The organism is Limnobacter sp. G6BE5S (assembly GCF_058448965.1).
In genome coordinates this window covers 452,528-471,542 of sequence record NZ_JBZFLM010000001.1, presented here as the reverse complement: position 1 = coordinate 471,542, position 19,015 = coordinate 452,528, and the positions used below count along the sequence as shown (strand labels likewise).

Below are 19,015 nucleotides of genomic sequence, written 5' to 3'. Positions count from 1 at the left end.
GTCGTTTTAAATACGCATGGGCATAACGACATACTTGAAATCGTCTTTGCCTGGGGTGGTCACCAATGCACTGCTGTTTCCGTCTTGCAATGTAAACTGCACGGTTTCCGACTTGAGGTTGTTCAACACATCCAACAGGTAGTTTACGTTAAAACCCACATCAATCTCGGGTCCTTGGTACTCGACCTCCATTTCATCCCTGGCTTCTTCCTGATCCGAGTTGTTGGCCACGATGGTCAAACCGTTCGCACCCAGCACCCAGCGGATGCCGCGGAACTTGTCACTGGTCAGAATGGAGGCACGTTGCAAGGAATGCAAAAGTGCGTCACGCGCAATCACCACGTGGTGTTGGTGGGTTTTTGGAATAACCCGCTGATAGTCGGGAAACTTGCCCTCAACCAGCTTGGTGATCAGGGTAATGTCCGAAAAAGTGAACTTGGCCTGGTTGCTGGCCAAATCAATGGTCACGGTGTCGTCGGTGTCGTTCAACAAACGCGACAGCTCAAGCACTGTTTTACGCGGAATAATCACTTCATGCTTGGCGGTACCGCCTTGACCAGGCGCGTCTGCATAGGCCAATCGGTGTCCGTCAGTGGCCACTGCACGCACACACGCGCTTTCAATGACCAACAAAACACCGTTCAGGTAGTAACGCAGATCTTGTTGAGCCATGGAAAAATGAACCATGCCCAACAGGTTTTTCAGCATTTTTTGCGGCAAGCTGATTTGTGTTACCCATTCTTTGGGTTCCTGCACCAGCGGGAAGTCTTCTGCAGGCAGTGTTTGCAGGGCAAACCGGCTTTTCTTGGCCTGCACGGACATTTTTTTGCCGTCCAGCTTCACCATCACATCCGAGTCTTCAGGCAGTGATCTCAAAATATCCAGGAATTTTCTAGCCGCTACCGTGGTTGCGGTGTCTTCACCCCCTGCACCCACTTCAGCACTGGTTTGAATCTGCATTTCAATGTCTGAAGACAGCAGTGTCAGCAGGCCACCCTGTTTCTTCAACAGAATGTTGGCCAACACCGGCAAGGTGTTTCGACGTTCGACGATGTTGCTGACGATTTGCAGTTTTCGAACCAATGCATCGCGTGAGCTATGAATTAATTCCATTTAATATTTCCTTATAGGATTAGTTAATAGAGTTGATTCAATTCTGTGGACAACTCTATTTTTCCCTTTGAATTGAGCTTCTTAGGTTCTTTCACAACTGGTGTAGAACTTCTGGGACTCGATCTGCATACTGTGGATAACTTTTTTCGATTTTCCGAAGTTCTTTTTTTTCTGTGGATAACTCGCATTGTTGTGCACGGTTGTTACACAGTTATCCACAATTCTAAATCAACCCTTTAAGGTTTGGTCCAATACATGTAGCGCATGGTTCAACTCTGAGGACTGATTTCGCAATTCCGATATCTTATTGACGGCATGTAGCACCGTTGTGTGGTCTCGTCCCCCAAACAATTCGCCAATTTCAACGTAACTTTTCTCGGTGAGTTCTTTGGCCAGGTACATGGCCACCTGCCGCGGCAGCACAATTTGCGCTTGCCTGCGCTTGGAGAACATGTCTGCCACCTTGATTTTGTAATAGTCAGCCACGGTTTTCTGAATGCTTTCTACAGAAACCTGTCCATGGTGCACAGAAATCATGTCACGCAATGCTTCACGAACCAAATCCATGGTGACCGGCTTGTTGTGAAAGCTGGCAAAGGCCATGATTCGACGCAAGGCACCTTCCAGTTCGCGAATGTTGCTGCGCATGTGCTTGGCCACGAAAAAGGCTACATCTTCTGAAAACAATATTTTTTGTTGTTCAGCCTTTTTCAGCAGAATGGCAACTCGCATTTCAAGCTCGGGCGGCTCAATGGCCACGGTCAAGCCGCTGTTGAAACGTGAAATAAGGCGGTCATCCATGCCCTGAATGTCTTTGGGATAGGTGTCGCTGGTGATGATGATTTGCTTTTTGGCTGCAATCAATTGTTCAAAGGCATAGAAAAACTCTTCTTGAGTCCGGCTTTTGCCACCAAAAAACTGAATATCATCGATCAACAGCAGATCGAGCGAATAATAAGACCGCTTGAATTCTTCAAATGCCTTTTTTTGATAGGCCTTGACCACATCGCTCACATATTGCTCGGCGTGAATGTATCGAATTTGTGTGTTGGGGTTTTGCTCAAGCAAGCGATTGCCGATTGAGTGAATCAGGTGGGTTTTGCCCAATCCCACGCCGCCATAGAGAAACAGCGGGTTGTAGGAGACGCCCGGGTTGGAGGCCACTTGTTCAGCCGCCGCCCTGGCCAGTTGGTTGGCTCGGCCCGACACGAAGTTGGAAAAACAAAGGTCGCGGTTCAAGCGGCTGCGTTCGTAGACCGTGGCGGCGATTTCGTCGCGCCTCACCGCGGCAACCTTGGGTGCGCCCTGAGCTACAGCTTCGCTGTTGTTTTTGGCAGCGGCCGGGGGTGGGGCCATTAATGGGCTGGCTTGTTTTGCGGCCACTTGCCATTGAATGGCCATGTCGCAGCCAAAAAATTCAGTGGCCAATTCATTGAAACGACCGCCGAAATTGTTCAGTACCCAGTCCAGTTTGAACCGGTTGGGTGCAGCCATGTGCAGGCTGGCGGTGTTTTCATCAAATTCAACCACAGTCAGTGGTTCGATCCACAGCTTGATCTGTTGGGCTGGAAGTTCTTTCCGAAGCGCTTCAACACAGTGGTTCCAGAATTGATCAATCACGTTATGAACAGCCTTATTATTCGGATGAACTGCTTTGCAGGAATTAAAACTTAGCGCTCCATTGTATCCAAACCCCCACGGATTGAGTGAGTGATTGGCAGGCTTCACGCGAACTTGCAGATTTTTCTAGGTTTTTCCCGAATTTGCCTCTATACTTTCGGGTTCCCTTGGTGTGAGCTTCGATCTTTACCGGCCGCGCCTTCGGGACCAAACCAGTTTTACCCTATTTTTCGCCAAATTTTAAGCCCATGTGGGCCAGAGGCTTGCCATGAAACGCACTTATCAACCTTCTAAAGTTCGCCGTCAAAGAACACACGGCTTTTTGGTACGTTCACGCACCCGTGGTGGTCGTGCCGTGCTGCGCGCACGTCGCTCCAAAGGCCGTGCACGTTTGTCCGTTTAAGCCTGGTGCTTTGAACATTCTGAATTGCACAGGGTGGGTTCCGGGTCGCATGCGACAAAAATTACTCGATCTGAAACATTTGGTGGTCTGTTAAAAACACGGCCAGTGGCCAAAACAGATCGATTGATGCTTCACGCGCTGTTTGAGGATACCCCACCGCAATTTGGAATACTGATTCCCAAGCGTCTGGCCAAAAGGGCCGTGGACCGGAACACGCTAAAACGCTTGATCCGCCATGCCTGCCAAGACGCACTGGGCAACTACCAAGGCAAATTTCTGGTTCGCTTAAGCAAACCAGTGTGTGCAGTAGGTCATTCAGATCGAGCGGCATGGTGGACAGAACTCCAACAACTTTTCAACGATCTCTCACGGCGCGTGCCATCACAGCATTGATCCGCGGTTATCAGCTTGCTGTTAGTCCCCTTTTCCCGCCTTCTTGCCGTTTTTACCCCAGTTGTTCGGAATACGCCCTTGAAGCAGTTAAAATTCATGGCGCATGGAAAGGCGCGGCTTTGTCTTTTGGCCGCATTTGTCGATGCAACCCCTGGAATGCTGGCGGGCTGGACCCTGTTCCCGAAGCACGCCGCACCAGTCACGACTCTTAGTCATTAAGCTCAGTAATTAAGGATTTAAATGGAAACGCGCAGGTTAGTCCTCTTGATGATATTCAGTTTGTCTCTCATCATGCTTTGGGACAATTATCAGGCTTCTATTGGTAAACCCACTTTGTTTGGTCTTAGCACGGGCTCACAAACCAGTAACAAGGGCGAGGTCGCCAAACAATCTGAAGGCTCCAACACTGCCAATGATTTGCCACAGGCTGCAGCACCGGCAGGCACGGCTAGCGTTCCAGCGGATCCCAACGCGATTGTGGCAAGCGCCACCGAAACCGCACCCGCTGCGCAAACCATAACTGTGAAAACCGATGTGCTTGAACTTCAGTTTTCAAGCCAGGGCGCACAACTGATTTCTTCAAAACTGCTGGATCACCCCGCCGCAGAAAACCCTGAACTGCCAGTTCAACTGTTTGAGCAAACAACCAATCGAACTTACGTAGGCCAAGCGGGGTTGGTGGGTGTGCCAGATGCACCCAACCACCGCACCTTGTTTGACCTGGTGTCGGGTTCTACAGAATTTGCGCCCGGCCAGGATCAGTTGAAATTGGTGTTCAAGGCCACCAGTGGCGGTGTTGAAAACACCGCTACGTATACTATTTTCAAGAACCGCTACGACATTGATTTGGTCATCACGGCGCGCAATGTAGGCACTGAACCTGTTTCACCCAGTGCGTATGTGCAAATTACCCGCGACGGTAATCCCCTTGAAAGCGATTCTTCCCTGTATGCCACCTTCACTGGCCCGGCTGTTTACACACCCGAGAAAAAGTATCAAAAAATCCAGTTTGAAGACATTGCTGATCGCAGTGCCGAATATGTGAAAACAGCTGATTCAGGCTGGCTGGCAATGATTCAGCATTACTTTGTATCGGCCATTATTGGTCAAGATGGCCCTCGAGAGAATTACACGCGACAAGTGGATTCCAATTTGTACTCCATTGGCTTGGTCAGCAGCCTGGGCAACCTGGCGCCTGAGCAATCGGCCACCTACACCGCCAAGTTGTACACCGGCCCTCAGGATCAGGGTGTATTGGAAGCATTGTCCCCTGGCTTGGATCTGGTCGTGGATTACGGCTGGTTGACCGTGATTGCCCAACCCATTTACTGGTTGCTGGAAAAAATTCATGGTTTTGTAGGAAATTGGGGTTGGGCCATTGTTGTGCTCACCATTTTGATCAAGCTGGTGTTTTTCCCCTTGTCGGCAGCCAGTTACAAATCCATGGCAAAAATGCGCAAGGTGGGTCCGCGCATGCAAAAACTGAAAGAGCAGTATGGCGATGACAAAATGGGTTTTCAGCGCGCCATGATGGAAATGTACAAGCGCGAGAAAATCAACCCCTTGGGTGGTTGTATGCCAATTTTGGTTCAGATCCCCGTATTTATTTCCTTGTATTGGGTTTTGCTTGCCAGCGTTGAAATGCGCAATGCGCCATGGCTTGGCTGGGTTACCGATTTGGCGGCACCCGATCCCTTTTACATCTTGCCGGTGATCATGGCGGTGACCATGTTCATTCAAACGAAATTGAATCCAACACCACCCGATCCTGTTCAAGCGAAGATCATGATGGTTATGCCCTTAGTGTTCTCGGTCATGTTTATTTTCTTCCCGGCCGGTTTGGTACTTTACTGGGTTGTAAACAACATCTTGTCCATTGCCCAGCAGTGGGTAATTACGCGTCAAATTGAGTCAGCACCAGCCACCGCACGGTGATCCCATCGTGGCCATCGCCACCGCGCCCGGAAAGGGCGGGGTGGGGGTGGTGCGGTTTTCATTTCCTTCCCCTTCCGATTTTCATTCGTTTTGTACGGCTTTTTGCGGCAAGTCGCTTAAAGCACGCATGGCAACGCTGTTAACACTTCGAGACTTTGAGCAACATGCCATCGATGAAGGCATCGCGCTACTTTTCAATGCGCCAGCTTCGTTCACAGGTGAACATGTACTCGAATTTCAGGGTCACGGTGGGCAAGCGGTATTACAAGGTGTGGTGGCCCATGCGCTGGCATTGTCCAGGCAGTTGAACATTCCCTTGCGGCATGCCATGCCCGGTGAATTCACGCAGCGCGCTTTCTTAAACGACAAGCTCGACTTGGCGCAGGCCGAGGCGGTTGCCGATCTGATCGATGCAGGTTCAGTGGCCACAGCCAAAGCAGCCGCCGCTTCGCTCAGCGGTGTATTTTCAAAACATGTGAATGAACTGGCCGATCGCATTGTTCATTTGCGTTTGTTGCTGGAGGCCACGCTGGATTTTCCCGAAGAGGAAATCGAGTTTCTTGAAAAGGCAGATGCCAAAGGGCAGCTTGCTCAAATTTTGAGTAATCACAAGGAATTGCTGGGCGCAGCGCAGGAAGGTGTGAAGTTTCGTGATGGCTTGCAAATCGTGTTGGTGGGTGAGCCCAATGTGGGCAAATCGAGTTTGCTGAATGCCTTGGCTGGCGAAGAGGTGGCGATTGTGTCGGCGATCGCCGGCACCACGCGTGATCGGATCAAACAAGAGTTGAATATTCGCGGCATTCCCCTTGTTTTAGTAGATACCGCCGGTCTGCGCGATACGTCAGACGAGGTTGAGAAAATTGGCATTGAGCGAACGCGCAAATCAGTCGAAGAAGCGGATTTGTTGCTGATCCTGAAAGACGCAACGCAATGGCCTCAAGATTTGCTGAACAATCAACTTGGATTGCCGGTGCACTTGCCTACCGTAACAGTCTTGAACAAAGTGGACTTGCTGCCCCAGGTGCCGCAGCTGCCGCAAGATGTTTTGCCGGTTTCTGCCAAGAATGGTTTGGGGCTGGAATTGTTGAAGGACGCAATATTGACCAAGGTGGGCATTGCCCACACGCCAGATCATGGGTTCATGGCGCGTCAACGCCATGTGGATTCACTGTTGGTGTGCGGAGAACATTTGGCAGTTGCGCACGAGTTTGCGCAACAGGATGACCGGATTCTGGATTTGTTTGCCGAAGAGTTGCGCCTTGCTCATGACGCCTTGGGCGAGATCACCGGGCGCATGTTGCCCGACGATTTACTGGGTTTGATATTCAGCCGGTTTTGCATCGGCAAATAAGTGGTGACGTTAGTCGCACAACACCAGTTGTGGGTCAGCAAATGCCATTTGATCGATAAGCTCGGATTCCTGTTCGAACACCGCACTCAAAAATACCAACTGCTCACACAGTGATTCAATTGATTCATCGTGGCTTTCCGGGTCCAGATGAACCACCTGTTGGGTGCGCTCAACCTCATCAAGGTATTGGGCCATCAGGGTTTGCAAGGTTGGCTTGTTCAATGCCCAAGTCTTGAGTTGAACTACCAAGGCAAATCGCGCTTGGGCAGAAGTGGTCTTGCGCAATTGTTGCCCAAAATGTTTCAGGCCATGTGCTACGTTGTCCAGCTCCATGGTGACGCGTGCTTCACACTGGCGGAAATAGAGTGGTTCGCTGTCATTTAAGTGATGCTGGACCAGTGCAATAGTCATGATGGCTTGCTCCGTTAAAATTTCGGTATGAGTCCATCTTACGGAGTTGAAAACTCCTGCCCATTCCGTGAAATGAGGATGCTTGTTTCTGATGCCCCCCCGAAATGCGGAACCCTTTGTAAAAAAAGGCAAAATGCGGACTTAATTGTTACGGTGAATTCAGGTACTCTTTGGGTGGAAGAAGAGACCCCAAGGTCCTGTGTGCCCGACTTAGCCTGCGAACAATGAAAAATCATAAAATATTGGTGCTCGAAGATCACCCGCTAATCTCAATGGTGATTGAGGATGTGTGCAATGACATGGCGCCGCATACCCAAATCCATGTGGTGACCAGTCTGGTTCAGGCTCGTGAGCACGTGTTTGAAAAGCCCGATCTGATTATTTTTGATCTGACCCTGGTTGATTCCAAAGGGCAGGAAACCATTGATTGGCTAGACTCCATGTTCCCGAAGGTATGTGGCCTCATTTACACGGGTTTTGTGAGTGAAGCCATTCAAGCCCGTGCTGCGCAGTCTGGTTACTCGGTTGTAGAGAAAACCTGCAGCCAGTCGGCTTTGGCTCATGAAATAGAATCGGTGCTGTTCAAGTCGGGCATTTTGAATGGCAGTTCTTCAGACAGTGCACCAGCCAATGAACACCAGTCGAACATTGTGGCTTATCCCGGTGCCAAACCTTTGACTTGGCGACAAGTGGAAATCATGCGAATGACGGCCGAAGGATTGTCTGCAAAAATGGTGGCCCAGCGCATTGGGCTGAGCCCTGAAACCGTTCGGGGGCACATTCGGGAAATTTTCAAACGTCTGGAAGTGTCAAACAAGGCGCAAGCGGTGAATGTATTCTTGAAGGCCGAGCGCAGTGTGAAAATGAAGCTGAGCGACTAATACCGCGTCAATGGTTGGGATGGGGAACGCGTTTTAAATCGACACCCACGGTCAAGGTTCCAATCATGTTTTCTCCATCGTAAACCGGTACGCTAACCTGGGCGATCATGGCCTTGGTGCTGTCGTCCCAGCGGGCTCTGGAAATGTGTGAGTCCGGCTTTCTTGAGGGCAGATTGGTGTCGAAAATGGCAGTGAATTTTTCTTCATCGCCCTGCCAGTAGTCGCTGGTCACAATATTCATGGCCACGGTTTCACCCTGGTTACCTGTCAGGATGGCTTCTTTAAAGTAGCTTTGCCTGTTCATTTCCTGGCTAAGCAAGGCAGACACTTTGGACTCCCTGATTTGTTCAGCTTCTGGCAGACGGCCTTTCAGCTTGATCCATTTTCTATCCAGTTCCATGATCTGGGCTTTGCTCAGTTGGCGTGAGTTTGCCGCTTTAACGGTCTCGATCACTTCCGGGCTGGCGGCAATTGCTTTGATTTCCTTGATCAAGGTGCCCGCGCAAAATGCATAGGCACCGGAACTTGCCAAGAACAGAACAACCAATAGCAAACCAAAGCGCGGTAGTTGCCCCTTGCATTCAAATTTTGCGCTGTACTTGTCCATGTTTTGCTTACTTGGCCACTTACTCGGCCAGTACCTTGATGAATTTTAATTTAGACCTCGTCGCGTGACCTTGCAACTCCTTTTGGCTGAGGTAGCCCAACGCATTTGGATTGTTGGCCAACAAGTTGATCATGTGCTGCGTGTCGCGCGCAACAGTGGGCGCTTTGCTGATGCCGATGCATTCCAGCAGCCGCTGAACGGTGCGAAATTCTTCGGTTGTGAAGCCCAATGTTCCTGAAATGAATCGGCTTCGTTCAGCAAACGCGTCGTCCCGGTCAATGACAAGTACAGTGGAGTTGCCGACAGCCTGGCTTTGTCCTGTGTAAAGATCGCGCAATTTGGTTTTCGAAATTTCATTGAAATGAATGCTGCTGGAGCCTACCAACACCACATCGGCGCGAGCCACGCCGGGGGCACCGACCATCGTCAACAAAGCGAGGCTGGTAATTACTGAATGCAAAAAATGTTTCACGTCAAACCCTTGAAAATACTTTCACTACTTTGGGTAAGTTCTTGACACTACAAATACTAGGAACTTTTTGTTTTGTTAAATCTTGTGAACTCAGTGTAAAACATGCCGTGCATGAAAACAATTGTTTGCGGCGGCGCTTGTCAATGTTTTCCAAACCGGTTGATCAGGACCAGAATTTTTTCAGCTTCATCCACGATTGTCGGCCAAATATCCTTGATTTCGGTCATGACCATGGTTTGTGCTTCGGGGTCTTCCAGCGCTTTGTCCATTCTTGAAAACTGTTGTTTGACGCTTTCTGTTCCCAACATGCCCAGTACGCCTGCCAAGGAGTGGATTTCCCGTTTAAGGGTTTGAATGTCATTGGTTTTCACGCAATCTTCCAGGCGTTCCAGCAGGTTTTCACTGGTTTGCAAAAACTTGCCCAGGTATTTCGCCATTCGTTCGGGTTCAAAACTGTCCATCTTGAAAATTGTGGAGTGACGCGGGCTGTTGGCGGGTTCGGTCGCTGTTGACGCGTGTTCCGACAAGGGCAGTCGTGATGCTTCAGGTCTGCTTTCAAACCCGGTCAATACACCCTCTGTGTTGCGCAAACAGCGTTTGATGGCGTCGAACAGGTTTTTCTCGTGGAAGGGTTTGGTGAGCACATCGTTGATGCCATGTTCTTCGCAGCGGACACGAGTTTGTTCAAAGGCGTGAGCAGTCAATGCCATGATCGGTGTGACGCAATGCACCGCGTTTTCCCGCACCCAGGTGGCCAGTTGATAGCCATCAACGAAGGGCATTTCCAGATCCGAAATCATCAGGTCGAAAGGTTCAGGTGTATTTTTCAAAATCTGTATGGCTTCGCGTCCGTCTTTTGCACAGCGGATCTGATAATTTCCCGGACTCAGGAAATCGAGTAGCAATTCCATGTTGAGTGGGTGATCTTCCACAATCAGCAGTTTGGCCGAGCGCGCTTCAGCGGCATTGCTGGTTTGCGTTTCACTGGTTTTGCTTGCCTTGCGCACAGTGGCGGTTTTTGTGGCTGCTGCAGGCACAGTTTGCTGAACCTGTCGTTCGGCCAGCTTCATCAGGTGCACGGGCAAGATGGGCGTGGTCAGTACACGGTTGTTGGGGTCTGCGCCGTGAACGCGTTGTAGTTCGGTTGCGTTGCGGTTGGACAGCCAAACCAGATTGTTGTTGTGATGCTGGTGGTGGGCCTTGAGCAAGGACAGCAGTTCGGGGGAGGTCGCAGCAATGTCGCTGTCGATGAACACAATGTCCTTGGCTTCAAACGGGCGTTGGTCGGTGATCAGTTCTTCTGCGGAGAGGGCCGCCAGTGGTACATAAAATTGATCAAGAATGCTCGAGATGGAGCGGTGTAGCTTCTGATCCAAAGAACAAATGTAGGCACGTTTGATGTCTGGGCTGTGCAGCAAGTTTGGATTGCGGGCTGGTGCTTCCGCTTCTTGGGTTTTCAGGTTCAAGGTGAAGTAAAACACCGAACCACGACCTGGCGTGGAATGGGCGTGGATATCGCCTTCCATCAGATGCACCAATTCTTTGGCGATGCTCAGACCCAAGCCGCTGCCACCAAACATGCGTGTGGTGCTTGAATCGGCTTGCGTGAATTTGTCGAATACGCGTTGCAGCTGGTCTTTACTCATGCCAATGCCGCTGTCGCTGACGCTGAATTGCAAGGTAACCTGATCATCCAGTTGCTTGAGTACTTTGACCGTCAGGTTGATGTGCCCTTCGCTGGTGAACTTGATGGCGTTTCCGATCAGGTTTTTAAGAATTTGACCCACGCGCAGGGAATCACCGACGAGGCGGTTCAAGGTAGATTGCAGGCCTTTGCCTTGCAGGGTGTACAGCAGGCGAATGTTTTTATCGAGTGCCGAGTTGCCCAAGGTGCCGAACACTTCTTCCATAACGTCGTCGAGCCGGAAGGGGCGTTGCTCCAGCTTGAACATGTCGGATTCAATTTTTGACAGGTCAAGAATGCTGTTGAGCAGGTGCAGCAGGTTGTCGCCAGACAGTTGAATTTTGCTCAGGTAGTCTTTCTGTTTTTCATTCAGATCAGTTTTCAGCGTAAGCGCTGTCATACCAAGAATCGCATTCATGGGCGTGCGAATTTCATGGCTCATATTGGCCAGGAAGGAGCTCTTGATTCGAGACTCATTTTTTGCCCGTTCTTTTTCGACGTTGGCCAGGCTGACTTCTTCCAGTGCCTGCTTTACGCGTTCGCTTTTTTCAAGATCACGCTGGAATGAACGAATCATTCGGTTGAATGCGCGAATCAACAAGTTGATTTCATGGGAGCCCGTGCGGTTGTTCACGCGTACGGTGTAATCGCCCTTCATGATTTCTTCGCTGGCGTTGTACAGCGAATTGATCGGATCAATGACCTTTTTCTTGATGGAGACCAATCCGACAAACAGGCCCAGCAAGAAAAGCAGGGTAAAGACCACGTCCAGGTAAACACTGTAGGTGAGCTCTTTGCGTGAGGAATCGATCAAGCCCAGATAGCGACTTTTTTCGCGCGCAATGAAACTTGATAATTCGGCTGAAAGTGCATTGGTCAATTCGATGTGTTCACGATCAAACAACACGCCGAATGTTTCTTTCACCTCGGGGGGTGACAGGTATTGGCCTTCCTGTTTGTCTACGAAACGGGTAATGCCGCTGGCAAACGCGCTGAGTTCGTTTTTTTCGAGTTGGTGGCGAAGGTCCAGAATACGTTCGATCACTGGTTCGTTTTCAGTGATGAAGCGAAGTGAGTACAGCCGCTCACTGAGATTTTGACCAATACCCCATGAGACCGAGGAGTCTTTGTTTTGACCCGTGATGACATCAACCCAGTAGTCAGCACCTACTTCATCGGTGTAGATTCGGCTGCCGTTGTGTAACCCGACAATGTCCAGGTAGTGGTTGATGTACTCAGGGTTTCGGCTGGCTGCGTACAGCAATACCAGCTTTCGCATGGCTTCGAACTCGGCAAGCGTGCGCGTTAAAATGGCTTCGTCAGAGGCCCACGCCCGGTAGTAATCTTCTTGCACGGTTTGCTGGTGAATCGAAATGCTCTTCACACCGATGCCGAAAATCGAAAACACCAGAATGAGTAAACCAAATATTCGAATCAGCAGAGTTAGTTTCATGGGCCAGCCTTGTTATTGGAATTGTTCGGCCCCAGCTCACTGACTTTGCGCTTCTTCAAGCAATCGCGATTGTCGTTCTGCTTTGGTAAAAATGGACACGGCATGGGCCCGATTCTGAGCACCTAGTCTAACAAGTACTTCGCGCATGTGGGCACGAACAGTCTCTGGACTTAAATTCATGTCTCGTGCGGCTTCTTTGGCGGTCATGCCCACTGCAATTCTGCGCATGATTTCAACCTGTCTCCAGGTCAGCGGTTTTTTCGAGCCTGGTGCAATGATATTCGACTGAAATTCATTTTTGGACTTCATCTTGTCGGCGCTCATTCCTTCCTGGCAGCTAACGCCAGTGGCCATGAGACCTTTCATGACTGCATTCAGCAGCTCATGGTAGTCGGCTGATTTGCGCACACAGGGAATTTCCATCTCGCCCAGTTCCTGGAGGATGTCATCGTGTGTGGTGCCAGTGAAGGCCAACAGTTGTGAAAACGGAAACAGGTTGCGTACGCGTCGGGCGGAGTTCACCCCTTCGCAGTCAGGCAGGTTCAAATCGAAAATGACCAGTCGTGGGTTTTCGTGAATGTGTTGTTCGCTGGCCTGGATAGTCGGCACTTTGAGCACAGTCAGGTCTGGCGCATGCTCGGTCAGCATGTCGGCTAGCATCATGGATACCAGCGGGTGATCTTCAATTAAAAGTACAGCGTTGGGGTTCATTCGGCAACCTCCCAATTTGTTTGCCAGAAATAAAAACCGGTATGACCGATATCTTTAAATGATGTTACGTGTGAACCCTCGAAGCGATGCCCCTTCATTTGGAGGATGGCTTCATTTGAAGCGTGCAGGTACAGAAAGTCTTGTCCCTCAAATAGGGGGGGATCTCTTTGTGCTGATGGTGGTTTGCTGCCTATCCACTAACCTAACGGTATTGAGTCTAAATGCCGTTTGGCCAGGTGAATGTTGTGAGTGAGTCGGAATCAAAACCGCTGGAAGTTTGGGTCGCTGAAGATTCACCTTTTTACCGTTTGGTGGTCGAAGAGGCGATTGAGGAAATTACCAAAGTCACTTATCTGTCAATTTCGCTGACAGTATTCGAGCGTTTTGGAGACATACGGGCAGCCTTTGACCAGGCCGAACGAGGACTTCGGTCGCTGCCTTCCGCGGTGTTGTCTGATCTTCATTTTCCCGACAATGCGCACGATGATTTGCAAGACATCCTTGTCTTTTACAGCAGATATGTCCATGCAGTTCCAGTGTCGTACATGTCATGCAATCTTGAAAGTCTGGAGCTTGCTGAAAGCCTGGCCGAGAATCGTTCGGATGCTTTGCAGCAAGCCCGGTTCTTGCGCAAGGACACCGCCGAAACAATGACCAATCTGGTCAAAACCATTCATGCCATGGTGTTTGCGCCACGTACGCACCATTCAAGTCTTGGTGCCACGCTGGCCTGAGCTTGTTGATCGATTAGTTCTCAAACACCCGAAATACAATCAGGAAACACGGTGCATTGCGCGCGGTGTCCAAAAATGGTGAGATCAGGATGTCGCACGGCATTTTGTGCCCCGGGTTGATCTCGTATTCTGTTTTCACAAGAATTTTCTGACGACTCAAAAACCCGACCAGCAACTGACGGTAGTGTCGCGTTGGTATGCGTCCGTGTATCAGGTGATAGGGATTGCGCCCCAACCATTTGTCACGCCCTTGGCCCACAAATGTTTCAAATGCCGAATTCATGTACAGCAAGCCAAAGGGATCTTTGGTTTTCCGAATGTCGTTGGTCACCATAATGACTTCGCGAATTTGCTCAATCGCGGAATTCAACATGTACAAGTCGCTGCTTTGATTTTTGCGTTTGGTGATGTCTTTTATCAGGATGGTGTAACCCGTACCTGATCTGAAAACACGCAGCGAAATCCAGCGTTTGATGAATCCCACAAACTGTTCAACAGATTTCGAAAAGCCAACCTGGTTGACGTTTTCCAGCAATGCGGCAAACTGGTTTTTGTCCAAGTCCGGGATTAATTCATTCAAAGGCATAGCGTGCACAAAAAGTTCTTTGTCTTTTTGCAGCAAGGCTTTCGCATTGCGGTTCACAAAGCTGACATTCAGGCTTGAATCGATTTCAACAAGGCCATCGGTAAGGTTGTCGACGATCAGGTTGTAGGTCAGCAGGTTTTTTTCCAGACCCTGTTCCATTCGCCGTGTTTCAGAAATATCTACAATCGAACCGTATAGTCCCATGGGCACACCATCGTCACTGATCGAGGGGCGAATCATCATGCGAAACCATTTCTTCTTGTCGTGTTGTCCAAGTGATTCAAATTCAAGACTGGCGGGTTTGCGGTTGTTGATGCACTCAATAAAAAGTACGGCGATATTTCTGCCAGACAATTTGGAAAGAATAGAACTCAGATGGAAAATGGAATTCAGTGAGTCTTTGTTCGAGCCAAGTACCTCGCGCAAAATTTCAGTGGTTTTAAGCGATCCACTCTCGAGGTGGTAATACCATCCACCTACCTTGGCGAGGGTGCCTGTCAGGTTCAACAGGTTTTCATCAAAAATGGATTTTTGGACTGACGATGACTTGTTGATCATCGCAGTAAAGCTGGCGATGACAGACGGCTTTTTGAATGCGGTGAATCCTTTCTTGGGGCATAACGCCATGCGAAGCCAAGTGCTGTTTTCATCCTGAAAATTCAGACGCACCCAGGCTTCGGATGGTGTGTTGCTGCCAAGGCACTGATTCAGGATTTTTGAAAAGGTTTCTTGATCTTCGCCATAAAGCAGATCAATAAAACTTTCCTTTTGTTTTAATTTTGTGAATTCATTGTCATCCGCACTGGCCAGCCCGGTGATTAATCCTTGGTGGTCCAGCGCAAGGCGACCTTTTACAGTTTCCCTTAAAAAAGATTTGGGAAACTTTTTCAGATCAAGGTTCGGCTCCATCCGTGGAAGGTTGCCGGGGTCCGCAGCAATCTCGGGGTGAAGCGTTTCCAGGGAAGGATCACTGATTTTTTTTACAAGACCAAACAAGCGTATGTCGTCTGCATTGCCGCTGTCATAAACCTGTTCTTCAAAGCGAACAATGTCGCCGCTGGGCAAGCAGACGCGATAGGTAAATGCGATGCCGTTGCGTTCCAGTCGCGCTTTCTCAACCATTTTCCGATCTTCTTCAATGGGCAGATTGTTGAACCAGCTGGCTTGCACCACAGGTGTTTGCGACAGGTTCAACCATTTTTCCATGGACGGCGACAATTCGATCTGTCCGCCATGTGCTGTGTTTTTCCAGCTACCCAAACCTTGGTTGTTGTAGTTTTGTTGTTGTTTGGAATTCAATTCGTTTGATTCTTTGGCTTTCAGGGCACGTTCAACGAGGCTGTGTTCAACCAGTTTGGCCAGGGCAACTGCAACAGTTACTTCAGTCTTGGTCCAGATCCGAGCCGTGTCGTCGAGCAGGCAAAACGTAGCGATGTTATTGCCACTCACTGAGCTGATCGGTATGCCCAAATAAGCGCGAATCCAGGGGCTGCCAAGCACAAGGGGGTTGGTCCTGAACACGGGGTGTTCCAGGCAGTCGTTGATGACATGTGGTTGTTGGTGTTGGATGGTGTGAGAGCAAATGGAAAGATCGCGTGGAACTTCTCTGACTTCAAATCCCCGTTTCGCTTTAAACCACAGGCGATCGGAATCAACAAAGGCGATAAAGCAGAATGCGCAATTGAACGCCGACAGACCAAGGTCGACCAGCGCTTCAAAATACTCTTCTTTTTCCGTGTCCAGAATTTCGAGTTGGTAAAGCTCAGTGAGCCTGACTGCCTCGTTGATTTCTTTTGGACTGCTCATTATGGAAGTGTCTCCATCCCTCTTTTCTCTTGGTAACCACTTTACACTTTGTCACCCGTACGAGGGACTACACTTTTGAACTACCCAATAAAAAAAAGGAGAGTTTCGTGAGTTATTGCCCTAGTGAATGCTTAATAGTACCCGCAATTGCTCTACGCGTTTCCGGTTCGCATCCAGGTCGCTATAACCTACGCGGGAAGCGGACCGCACATGAAGCAATCCACTGCCTTGGTCGACGCGAAATTCAACATCATCTACGAAGCCAAACAGGTCGCTGGTAAATGTGCTGGCCATGTACTGTTGATTTGAAAAATTCACATCGCCGCCCAGTAGCTCAACAACCTCTTTGACTTTCAGCAAGGGTTCGGCACCCATGCCTGGTGTAATGGGAAGTGCGGCAATTGCATGGTTATCAGAAGGTGAGCTTTCACTGCTCACGCAGTTTGGTTTGCTTGGGCAGGGCGCCAGCTGCCCATTGGTCAATCCGGGGGGGCTTCCTGTCTCGGAGTAAAGGCCAAGACCCAGGAACACAACAATCACCAAAGTGACCAACACAATCAAGCTGAGCAATGCTCTTTTCACGTAAAAGCCCCTTCTGTCATATACTGATTGTTAAATTTTCTCCAGTTTAGCGGTCAGTGAGATCAGATGTCCAAGCCTTTGCAATTTAAGTTGTCCGAAGAAGATGTTTCCCGCATTGTAGAAATGGCATGGGAAGACCGGACGCCATTTGAAGCCATCGAACTGCAATTTGGTTTGAATGAATCGCAAACCATCGAGCTGATGCGTGCAAACATGAAGGCCAGCAGCTTCAAAATGTGGCGCGAGCGCGTCTCCGGTCGCAAAACCAAGCATTTAAAGTTGCGCGGTTTTGCCGGCACCAAAGCCTACGCGCCTGGGCACTACAAAATTCGCTAATTGAGAGGCTGAAAATCAGGTTCAATCGGGAGGCCGTTAATGCCAAAGGATCAGCACAACTCGCCATTGGCTTCGCGTGGCGGGCAGGAATGGATGCTGTGGTTTGGGCGTGCGTCCCAGCACCTGCCCGATGTGCACCGTGCATTTCAGTTTTTGGAAAGCAGTTGCGAACTTCTTGATTCGGTCGAAGACGCGGATTTGAAATCCAGGCCACGCAAACTCAAACAACTCATCAACCGATTCGTGGGGCAGGCCCGTTGCCCCTCAGCGCAATCATGCGAACGTATCGCGGTGCGAACCCAGATTCTCGACGGCTGGTTGCAATCGGAGTTGCAGCGCCACCAAGATCCCAACCTGTTGGTAGAGCTGGGCGCGCATGGACTTCAGAAATTGCTGACGATCTGCGAGGGGGCCGATGACAAACATGGTTTTCTGCTGAAGGCCGTTCGGGAATTTACCCGTGACTGGTTGAATATTGTCTCCAGTCGTATAGACAATCCCATAGAGCGTGCGCACTTGGTGTATCCCGTTGCCATGTTGGATCAAGCTGGTTTGGTGGACCCCTCGTGGTGGTGGAAACAAATTGCACTGTGTGACCGGCACACAGTATTGGGCTTGCTAGAGCTTGAAATCAATGAAATGAACGAGATGCAGCCCACCAGCAATGTCAGCTGGCGTTCTTTCGATAAACGCTGGCGAAGGCTGCGAGTCCGTGCGCTTCTTGAATATCTGGGTGATAAACGCTTGTTGGCCGAACTGCTCAGGAAATCGGCGGTAGATGATTTCGAGGCTGTGGTCGCCGTTCGCATGTTGCGCGACGCGGGTCGCTCTCGTGAGGCCATTGTTCAGGCCGAACAGTGGTTGCGAGCCTTGCCCAGAAGCCCCGTGTTGGCCGAAGCATTGTTCGATCTATATACCAACGACGGATGGGATGAAGAGGCTTTGGCGCTGGCCGTAACCCATTATGGCTATGACCCCAACCCGGTGTGGGTTGAGCGCTTGGGTCGCTTGGTGTCGCCCGCAGCCAAAGCACAGGTCAAGGTCTGGAAAAAACACCAGACCGTGTAGCGACTTGCTAAAGCAAGTCCATTTGTCCTTTTCGGGTTTTGAAGCGAAATGATTCGAGTACGGTTTTGCCCTGCGGATTGGCAAAATGTTTCAGCTCAAGGCCGGCTTGCAAATGCCCCGTTTGAATTACTCGCAAATACCAGCCGCAGTTACCCTGTTGAATCATTTGTTTTGGGGCGGCGCCATAGCCCATGCGGATCGCAAATTTGTGACAGGGTTCGCGCGGATCCGTCACGCGAAGGCGTACCTCACCCAGCTCAAATTCGTCGCCAATTCGCACGAGTGTTTCATCAAGTCCTTCCACCACGAGGTTTTCGCCCAAAAAGCCCCAAGGCAAATCAGCGTCCAGATTTTTTTCCTGGCGTCGCGCTTTCCAGAATTCATAATGCCCGGCGGGCATCATATACACCGCCTTGTCCATGCCGCCGTGTACCGACAAATTGCACTGCTCATCGCCATGCAATCCCAGCTTTCTGAGTTCGATTGAAGCGGGGTTTTGTTCGGTGCTTACAGCCTGTTTTTTGATGCCACTGGCCTCGGTTTTAATGTCACCTGAGGCCGTTCGATAAACAAGAGGGGCAACCACGCCCGTGCAAATTGCAATCAGTTTCATGAGGCTTCCGTAGTCATTCGGTTTCGCCACTTTACATTGGCTGTGTCGGAAAGCAAACACGGTATGCGATTAGGTGATAATGCCTATAGGAAAAACTTATTTCCGTTTGCTTACAACATGTTAAACTCGAGGGCTAAGTTTGCGGATAAGCGACACATCGATCGCCCGTGCGCTTGGTGTCATGTTCCGGTCACACTGTAGAGCAACGCCAAAGCCCCCGCACAAAAGAATTACATTTGTCTATCTGGAGGTTTTA

Annotated in this window: 18 protein-coding genes and 1 pseudogene; 9 read left to right on the top strand and 10 right to left on the bottom strand. The window is 50.0% G+C overall.

Annotation, left to right across the window (positions count from 1 at the left end; translation table 11 throughout):
• Positions 1-6: 6 nt before the first annotated feature.
• Both dnaN and dnaA read right to left on the bottom strand, forming a co-directional pair.
• A complete protein-coding gene (gene dnaN, locus ACVL1J_RS02315) occupies positions 7-1,113 on the bottom strand; it encodes a DNA polymerase III subunit beta (RefSeq protein WP_159569350.1) in 1,107 nt (368 codons plus the stop codon).
• 228 nt (positions 1,114-1,341) lie between these two features.
• Positions 1,342-2,730 (bottom strand): chromosomal replication initiator protein DnaA, encoded by a 1,389-nt coding sequence (gene dnaA, locus ACVL1J_RS02310; RefSeq protein WP_159569725.1) that lies wholly within the window; start codon positions 2,728-2,730, stop codon positions 1,342-1,344.
• Positions 2,731-3,001: 271 nt separating this feature from the next.
• Here dnaA and rpmH point away from each other — a divergent pair, with 271 nt between their 5' ends.
• From rpmH to mnmE, 5 genes are read left to right on the top strand one after another with little or no spacing between them, the layout of a single operon-like run.
• Positions 3,002-3,136, top strand: coding sequence for a 50S ribosomal protein L34 (gene rpmH / locus ACVL1J_RS02305; RefSeq protein WP_008247028.1), 135 nt, complete (start codon positions 3,002-3,004; stop codon positions 3,134-3,136).
• Positions 3,137-3,169: 33 nt separating this feature from the next.
• Positions 3,170-3,529: a ribonuclease P protein component gene (locus ACVL1J_RS02300; protein WP_159569352.1), complete on the top strand. Its 360-nt coding sequence runs from the start codon at positions 3,170-3,172 to the stop codon at positions 3,527-3,529.
• A complete protein-coding gene (gene yidD / locus ACVL1J_RS02295) occupies positions 3,466-3,741 on the top strand; it encodes a membrane protein insertion efficiency factor YidD (protein ID WP_341237037.1) in 276 nt (91 codons plus the stop codon). Before ACVL1J_RS02300 ends, yidD begins: the two co-directional genes overlap by 64 nt.
• Before the next feature lie 28 nt (positions 3,742-3,769).
• The gene (gene yidC / locus ACVL1J_RS02290) at positions 3,770-5,464 is read left to right on the top strand and encodes a membrane protein insertase YidC (RefSeq protein WP_159569354.1); all 1,695 of its coding nucleotides are present in this window, start codon (positions 3,770-3,772) and stop codon (positions 5,462-5,464) included.
• Positions 5,436-6,815 (top strand): tRNA uridine-5-carboxymethylaminomethyl(34) synthesis GTPase MnmE, encoded by a 1,380-nt coding sequence (gene mnmE / locus ACVL1J_RS02285; protein WP_341237038.1) that lies wholly within the window; start codon positions 5,436-5,438, stop codon positions 6,813-6,815. Before yidC ends, mnmE begins: the two co-directional genes overlap by 29 nt.
• 9 nt (positions 6,816-6,824) lie before the next feature.
• On the opposite strand, the gene ACVL1J_RS02280 is transcribed toward mnmE, so the two are convergent.
• On the bottom strand, positions 6,825-7,226 hold the full coding sequence (locus ACVL1J_RS02280) for a hypothetical protein (protein WP_159569358.1): 402 nt from the start codon (positions 7,224-7,226) through the stop codon (positions 6,825-6,827).
• A 224-nt stretch (positions 7,227-7,450) separates the two neighbouring features.
• Between ACVL1J_RS02280 and ACVL1J_RS02275 the strand changes: the two genes are divergently transcribed.
• Positions 7,451-8,107 carry a LuxR C-terminal-related transcriptional regulator gene (locus ACVL1J_RS02275; protein ID WP_341237039.1) on the top strand — a complete coding sequence of 219 codons (657 nt, stop codon included), beginning with the start codon at positions 7,451-7,453 and terminating at the stop codon, positions 8,105-8,107.
• A gap of 7 nt (positions 8,108-8,114) precedes the next feature.
• On the opposite strand, the gene ACVL1J_RS02270 is transcribed toward ACVL1J_RS02275, so the two are convergent.
• From ACVL1J_RS02270 to ACVL1J_RS02255, 4 genes are all read right to left on the bottom strand, one after another.
• Positions 8,115-8,714 carry a PDC sensor domain-containing protein gene (locus ACVL1J_RS02270; RefSeq protein WP_341237040.1) on the bottom strand — a complete coding sequence of 200 codons (600 nt, stop codon included), beginning with the start codon at positions 8,712-8,714 and terminating at the stop codon, positions 8,115-8,117.
• A gap of 19 nt (positions 8,715-8,733) precedes the next feature.
• Positions 8,734-9,186, bottom strand: coding sequence for a type 2 periplasmic-binding domain-containing protein (locus ACVL1J_RS02265; protein ID WP_341237041.1), 453 nt, complete (start codon positions 9,184-9,186; stop codon positions 8,734-8,736).
• A gap of 140 nt (positions 9,187-9,326) precedes the next feature.
• Positions 9,327-12,323, bottom strand: coding sequence for a hybrid sensor histidine kinase/response regulator (locus tag ACVL1J_RS02260; protein WP_341237042.1), 2,997 nt, complete (start codon positions 12,321-12,323; stop codon positions 9,327-9,329).
• Between the two features lie 36 nt (positions 12,324-12,359).
• Entirely contained in the window at positions 12,360-13,034 is a 675-nt protein-coding gene (locus ACVL1J_RS02255; protein WP_341237043.1) for a response regulator transcription factor, read from the bottom strand.
• Between the two features lie 245 nt (positions 13,035-13,279).
• Here ACVL1J_RS02255 and ACVL1J_RS02250 point away from each other — a divergent pair, with 245 nt between their 5' ends.
• Positions 13,280-13,768 (top strand): hypothetical protein, encoded by a 489-nt coding sequence (locus ACVL1J_RS02250; RefSeq protein WP_341237044.1) that lies wholly within the window; start codon positions 13,280-13,282, stop codon positions 13,766-13,768.
• A 13-nt stretch (positions 13,769-13,781) separates the two neighbouring features.
• Here ACVL1J_RS02250 and ACVL1J_RS02245 read toward each other — a convergent pair whose 3' ends face one another.
• The gene (locus tag ACVL1J_RS02245) at positions 13,782-16,160 is read right to left on the bottom strand and encodes a GAF domain-containing protein (protein ID WP_341237045.1); all 2,379 of its coding nucleotides are present in this window, start codon (positions 16,158-16,160) and stop codon (positions 13,782-13,784) included.
• A gap of 198 nt (positions 16,161-16,358) precedes the next feature.
• Positions 16,359-16,598 (bottom strand): annotated as a pseudogene (locus ACVL1J_RS02240) (DUF1499 domain-containing protein); the annotation flags it as partial.
• Between the two features lie 210 nt (positions 16,599-16,808).
• On the opposite strand from ACVL1J_RS02240, the gene ACVL1J_RS02235 reads away from it, so the two are divergent.
• Positions 16,809-17,078 carry a TIGR03643 family protein gene (locus ACVL1J_RS02235; protein WP_159569378.1) on the top strand — a complete coding sequence of 90 codons (270 nt, stop codon included), beginning with the start codon at positions 16,809-16,811 and terminating at the stop codon, positions 17,076-17,078.
• A gap of 39 nt (positions 17,079-17,117) precedes the next feature.
• A complete protein-coding gene (locus ACVL1J_RS02230) occupies positions 17,118-18,146 on the top strand; it encodes a hypothetical protein (RefSeq protein WP_341237047.1) in 1,029 nt (342 codons plus the stop codon).
• Positions 18,147-18,153: 7 nt separating this feature from the next.
• Here the strand turns inward: ACVL1J_RS02230 and ACVL1J_RS02225 are convergent, their stop codons facing one another.
• Positions 18,154-18,759 carry an MOSC domain-containing protein gene (locus ACVL1J_RS02225; RefSeq protein ID WP_159569382.1) on the bottom strand — a complete coding sequence of 202 codons (606 nt, stop codon included), beginning with the start codon at positions 18,757-18,759 and terminating at the stop codon, positions 18,154-18,156.
• Between the last annotated feature and the right edge of the window lie 256 nt (positions 18,760-19,015).